The organism is Candidatus Jordarchaeum sp. (assembly GCF_052745115.1).
This window is the reverse complement of record NZ_JBRAKS010000221.1, coordinates 1-6,423: the sequence shown is the minus strand read 5'-3', so window position 1 is coordinate 6,423 and position 6,423 is coordinate 1. Positions and strand designations below refer to the sequence as shown.

General features: G+C 43.3%; 2 protein-coding genes and 2 rRNA genes. All 4 read right to left on the bottom strand.

All coding sequences use genetic code 11. The features are described 5' to 3' along the window. Positions 1-361 precede the first annotated feature (361 nt). Positions 362-478: ribosomal RNA gene (gene rrf / locus ACUVXA_RS14190) — 5S ribosomal RNA — on the bottom strand. A gap of 95 nt (positions 479-573) precedes the next feature. Beyond that, positions 574-4,559, bottom strand: a 23S ribosomal RNA gene (locus ACUVXA_RS14185). A gap of 235 nt (positions 4,560-4,794) precedes the next feature. Further along, a complete protein-coding gene (locus ACUVXA_RS14180) occupies positions 4,795-5,256 on the bottom strand; it encodes a hypothetical protein (protein WP_445871932.1) in 462 nt (153 codons plus the stop codon). 13 nt (positions 5,257-5,269) lie between these two features. Beyond that, the gene (gene dnaN / locus ACUVXA_RS14175; RefSeq protein ID WP_445871931.1) at positions 5,270-6,364 is read right to left on the bottom strand and encodes a DNA polymerase III subunit beta; all 1,095 of its coding nucleotides are present in this window, start codon (positions 6,362-6,364) and stop codon (positions 5,270-5,272) included. Positions 6,365-6,423 lie beyond the last annotated feature (59 nt).

Here is a 6,423-nt window from a genome sequence, read left to right as displayed (position 1 = left end):
AATGGGGTTATTTAATCAAAATAAATTTTCTTAACCAAATACTTGAAAACATAGGTACTCCGGGATATGTTATATCTGGAAGGAATCCGCTTCAGGCGGACAACCCGGCCGTGGAGAGTCGACATTTTACCCTGGTATGTTCTTATGTGGGATATCAGCGTTAGGATACTGATGCGGAGGATGATACCTTGGCAGAGCTTTTCCTTTGATTTCTCTGCTTCATAACTATTTTATGCCAAAGATGACGAATAAGACTATTTTTCCGTTGTTTCTGATAAAAATCTTATTTCTATTTGGGTAAAATTTTATTTTGATTTAAGATGGAACATTACCCATCACGCATCCTTTTTTAGAAACAAAAACCCGGTGACGACCTACTCTTCCGTACCCTTGCGAGTACAGTACCATCGGCCCTGACAGGCTTAACTTCTCTGTTCGGAATGGGAAGAGGTGTTTCCCTGTCGGTATTGCCACCGGGAATTTTACTAAATCCTGCACAATCTAAAAATCACCAGTTCAAAATAGTTTTGAACTAGTTATTAGATTGTCGAATTTTCTAAAATGGCGGAAGGAAGTTCAAGTCGCACGACTGATTGGTACTACTCAGCTCAATGCATTGCTGCACTTACACTTGTAGCCCATCAAACCAGTAGTCTACTGGTAGTCTTTAGGCCAATTCAGAGTTGCCCCTGAATTGAACGGGAGACCTTATCTTGAGGCGGGTTTCCCACTTAGTTGCTTTCAGCGGTTATCCCTTCCAGACTTGGCTACCGAGCTATGCCGTTGGCACGACAACTCGTGCACCAGAGGTCTGTCCATCCTGGTCCTCTCGTACTAAGGACAGCTCCTCTCAAGTCTCCTACGCCCACGGTGGATAGAGTCCGAACTGTCTCACGACGTTCTGAACCCAGCTCACGTACCGCTTTAACGGGCGAACAGACCGACCCTTGGGACCTTGTCCAGCCCCAGGATGCGATGAGCCGACATCGAGGTGCCAAACCGGGCCGTCGATGTGAACTCTCGGGCCCGATCAGCCTGTTATCCCCGGAGTACCTTTTATCCGCTGAGCGATGGCCTTTCCACGCAGCACCACCGGATCATTAGGCCCCACTTTCGTGTCTGCTCGGCCTGTCGGCCTCACAGTCAGGCTCCCTTATGCCCTTACACTCAACGTGCGATTACCGACCGCACTGAGGGAACCTTTGGGCACCTCCGTTACATTTTGGGCAAAAATGTTCGCCTTTCCTGAGGTAATTTATATGCCATTTCTTTCAACAGATATGATTTTATGAGGAGTGCAAATCTTTCGTATGATTTGCCCGAGATATAAATCTGATAACCATCTTTTTGTCGCCGGATTTTTGCTTTCAGATGAAACTTGGTTTTCAGTACATTTATTAGCATTTCCACTTCTTTTTTTGAGTAAGCTTGTGTATTAAGAATTATAGCTTTTGATTCCTTAGATTTTATAAAACCATTATCCATAAACCAATAAGATAACCCTCGCTCAGTCAGTAATTTATGGATAAGCTGAGGCACACATTTTCTACCCTGTTTGTAGAACTGCTGTCCATAGAATCTAAATGCACCATGACTTAATGTTGTAAATCGGTAATTCTTAGTTAATATATTCTTCGTTGTAACTTCCCTTATCATTGGTGGGGTTAACACCCACAAGCAAAATTTTTCGTAGAGGTGATCAACATACTCTTTATGAGTCAGAGATTGTTCTATCTTTAACCGATAGGTTCTCCCGTTATTCTGAGTTTCAAGATGTGCATCGCCTAATAATATACCCACAAGAATTTCCCGTTGTTCTCTGGTCAAATGTAATCTTTTTTTGTATTCTTTAATATTCGTAGTATTCATAGTAACCTCACTCAGGATTGGCGCCGATTGCTCGGCTTCCAGTTGCCTGGAAGTTCAGACTGTATCACCATCCTGCAAAATTATTTAATTGATGCAGGATGCCTGGCATGCAGTCGTTGAGGGGTCACGTGAATGTTTCACGGACTTCCCTGCTGATTACCCGCACAGTTAATTTTTTACCTGAGTAAATAACCCTGGTATTAACTGCTCTTACCCCTTCACAAAAATTACGGAGGTGGTTTTTGTTAGAGGAGACGGGTTTCCCAGCATATAGCCAGATTTGCCTTCAGTGTCACCACTGAAGCGCCCCACAATTGAGGCGACCGCCCCAGTCAAACTGCCCACCTGCCACTGTCTTCCACCTTACAAGGGTAGAATTAGAACCTCCGACAGAACAAGGGTGGTATTTCACTGACGGCTCCATCCTGACTAGCGTCAGGACTTCAAAGCCTCCCACCTATGCTACACATGTTCCGCAAAGATTCAATAGCAAGCTGCAGTAAAGGTTCACGGGGTCTTTTTGTCCTACCGTGGGTAGGCGGCATCTTCACCGCCACTACAGTTTCGCCGGGCTCCTTGTTGAGACAGCGCTCTCGTCGTTACACCATTCGTGCAGGACGGAACTTACCCGCCAAGGAATTTCGCTACCTTAGGACCGTTAGAGTTACGGCCGCCGTTTACCAGGGCTTCAGTCGGAAGCTTCTCCTGACTTTCGTCAAAATGACCTCCTTCTTTAACCTTCTGGCACCGGGCAGGTGTCAGTCCCTATACTTTGCCTTACGGCTTAGCAGAGACCTGTGTTTTTGTTAAACAGTCGCGAGAGCCCTTTCACTGCGCCCCGCTATTCATCATAGCGGGGACCCCTTATCCCGAAGTTACGGGGTTAGATTGCCGAGTTCCTTAACAAGGGTTCACCCGAGCACCTGTGGATATTCACCTCGCCCACGTGTGTTCGTTTCCGGTACGGACACCCATAATTTCTTCCATAGAGGTTTTTCTCGGCTGAATCTCGAGACGGGTTTATGGCCTTTTGGGCCTCCCCATCATACTCCATAGTTAAGAACTTCCGGATTTGCCTGGAAATTCCTATGAAGTATTTGGATCCTGTATTCCAACACAGGAACCGTCTCTACCATCAGCGTCACCCCATAGGTATAACGAAATTACAGATGGTAGCCGAATGTTGACGGCTTTCCCATCACCTACGCCTTTCGGCCTCAGCTAAGGATCCGACTAACCCTGGGCGGATTAACCTTGCCCAGGAACCCTTGGGCTTACGGTGTCCAGGTTTTTCACCTGGATTATCGCTACTCGTGCCGGCATAATCACTTCCATTTCGTCGATTCTGTTTCGCAACAGAACTTCAACCTACAATGGAACGCTCCTCTACCACCTGTGAAATATTACTATTCCACAGATCCACAGCTTCGGTGGTTGGTTTGAGCCCCGGTAAATTTTCGGCGCAAGACAACTCGGCTGGTGAGCTGTTACGCACTCTTTAAATGATGGCTGCCTCTAAGCCAACATCCCAGATGTCTAAGTCATCTCACATCCTTTCACACTTAACCAACTCTTGGGGACCTTAGCCGGTGGTCTGGGTTATTCCCCTTTCGGCGATGAAGCTTAGCCCCCACCGCCTCTTTCCTGGATTTGTAAATAATAGCATTCGGAGTTTGATTAGATTTGAACCCCGAAGGGTTCTCTTCTATTCAGTGCTCTACCACTATTATTGAACATCCAAGACTGCCCCTAGAGGCATTTCGAGGAGAACCAGCTATCACCCGGTTTGGTTAGCCTTTCACTCCGACCCACAGTTCATCCGAGACTATTTCAACAGTCACCGGTTCGGACCTCCATTCCGTGTCACCGGAATTTCATCCTGACCATGGGTAGCTCACCGGGTTTCGGGTAATACCCCAACCTACTAAAACGCCCTATTTGGACTCGGTTTCCCTACGCCTACTTCCGACACTTTCATGCCAGAATTAAGCTTGCAGGTTAGGATAACTCGCCGGCTCATTATGCAAAAGGCACGCAGTCATTCAACATTCTTACCCGATTACTCAGGTAAGAGTTAAACTCCTGCTGATTGTAAGCGCATGGTTTCAGGTTCTATTTCACTCCCCGCCAGGGGTTCTTTTCACCTTTCCCTTACGGTACTGGTGCACTATCGGTCATTCAGGAGTATTTAGCCTTACCCAGTGGTTTGGGCAGATTCACACAGGATCACCTATCCCGTGCTACTTGAGAATCCAGCCAGTGAAGACCTTTGCAATTTCGCTTACTGGGCTATCACCATCTATGGCTCTACTTTCCAGTGAGATTCAGCTATTGCAAGGTTTTGTAACTTCACAATCCTCAGGACAATCGGATTCGACTGGACCTCGCTACACCGTCTGCACAACACCTGTCCGTTTTAACATGCAGATCGGTTTGGGCTTTTCCGATTTCGCTCGCCGCTACTTTCGGAATATCTTTTCCTCAAGGTACTGAGATGTTTCACTTCCCTTGGTTAGCCTCCTGTCCTTACGGGCAGGATATCCTGTTTTTCAACAGGATGGGTTTCCCCATTCGGGCATCGCCAGGTCAAAGGATGTTCGCTCCTAACTGGCGCTTATCGCAGCCTACCACGCCCTTCATCGCCTCTGAATGCCAAGGCATCCTCACATGCGCTCTTAGTAACTTGAACCCACGTTCCTTCCGCCAATTCTAATAAAATTTCAAAGACCAAAATATGACAAAAAGTCATATTTGCAGAAACTGATTTAGATTTCGAAATCCAAATTAAGTTTCTGCAGCTAAATCTACTTCACCCCTCTTATATATTATACCCATTTTTTTACAAAAGTCAAGGGTAAAAGTTAATCTAAAATTAACAAGGTTCTTATTATACCAAAAATTTAGACAATGTCAAGTAATTAAATGTTAAAAATAAATTCTTGCTCCAAGACCACCTTCAAGATCAAAGTCTGTACCAGGATATATATTGACAACCGGGTATAATTCCAGAAAGATTCCAAATCTTGAAATTAAATATTCAACTCCACCGCCCAGGCGCAGCCCCAAATTCAAAATTGTCTCGTGTTGCGCCTCATCTTCTTTAAATTTGAACCGACCACCAATGCCAATGTATGGAAGCAAATTCTCAATTTCTCTCTGTTCTCCAGTCATATCATCAGTCCAGCGTAATACTGTAGGAAAGAGAAATTGGTAATCACCAGTCAGGTATAATTTAGGATTGTCGCCGAGTGACCAGCCAATATTTACTGCAACAGCAGATCTCTGGGTAAATGTGGCCTTGCCCGTAAATCCTGTAGGACTACCAATTATTATGCCAACACCCAGATGCTGGGTTGATCCTATACTAAAAAAAAGAATGGTTGTCAATATAAAATAATTTTTATTCATAGGAATCAATTCTTAACGGCATTAACAAATATATCAATTTATCATCCTCTTTTGGTTTTATCAGTGATGCTGACGATGGAGAAGTCAGTTGGAAAACAATATCGTTTGTGTTAATGTGGCGCATTATTTCTAAAAGGAATCCAGCATTATACCAGACTACCATCTTTTCTCCTTCATAATTGCATGCAACTGGTTCTTTGGCTTCACCGCTATCTGGTGATGCAGCAGATAACAATATATTTTCCTTTGAAAATTCAAATTTAACACTCTTTAATGTCGGGCTGGAAACGAGCGAAACTCTTTTTAATGCACCTTCAAGAAGACCCTTTTCCACAATACAGGTACCAGGGAATGTCTTTGGTATTACTGCTTCATAATTGGGATATGGTCCCTCAATAAGACGGGCAATTATCGTTGTACTACCAAATTTTAAACCGACAACTCTTTCATCCAAAAAGATTTCTAATGGTTCTTCTGCTTGACTGATATCTAATAGGTCAAATACCTTTGGAGGCAATATCAATTCGCCATTTTCACCTTTTTGCGCTTTTTTATAAAGCGCCAGACGTGCACCATCAGTCGTCACCATATTTAACCAGTTTTCTTTTATCTGCATTAATACCCCGTTCATTGCACGTCTGCTCAATTCTTTGGAAACCATAAAAATTGTTGCATTTGCCATTGTGTTTAGTTCATCTATGCTCAATGTTAACCAATTCTTTGAAGGAAATGAGGGAGTTTCTGGAAATTCCTGATAATCAAGGGCCGGGATATTGAATTGAGCATTACCTGCGTTGATTTGCAAGTTAAGTTCTTTTAATTTGAAGGAAATTTCTTCAACATTTGCTTCATGGGTAATTTCTAAGATTTTTTTTCCGGGAATAAGTACTTTTCCTTCTTTTTTGATATCACCTAACAGCGATTTTTTTATAAAAATATCAAGATCAGTTCCTTCGATATTTATATTATCGGCTTTTGCTTCAAGTACGATATTTTGAAGAACTGTATGTGTACTTTTTGGAGGGATTAATCTTACAATACTATTGAGTACTTTTTCAAAATTAACTTTATTAATTTTAAATTCCATTATACCTCCTTAAAAACAACATTTTTATTTATAATATTTATGTTGCTATTGTTGTAACA

What these genes read in the sequence shown, in the direction of transcription:
- dnaN (WP_445871931.1), bottom strand. Translation starts at nt 6,364, where the DNA reads ATGGAATTTAAAATTAATAAAGTTAATTTTGAAAAAGTACTCAATAGT.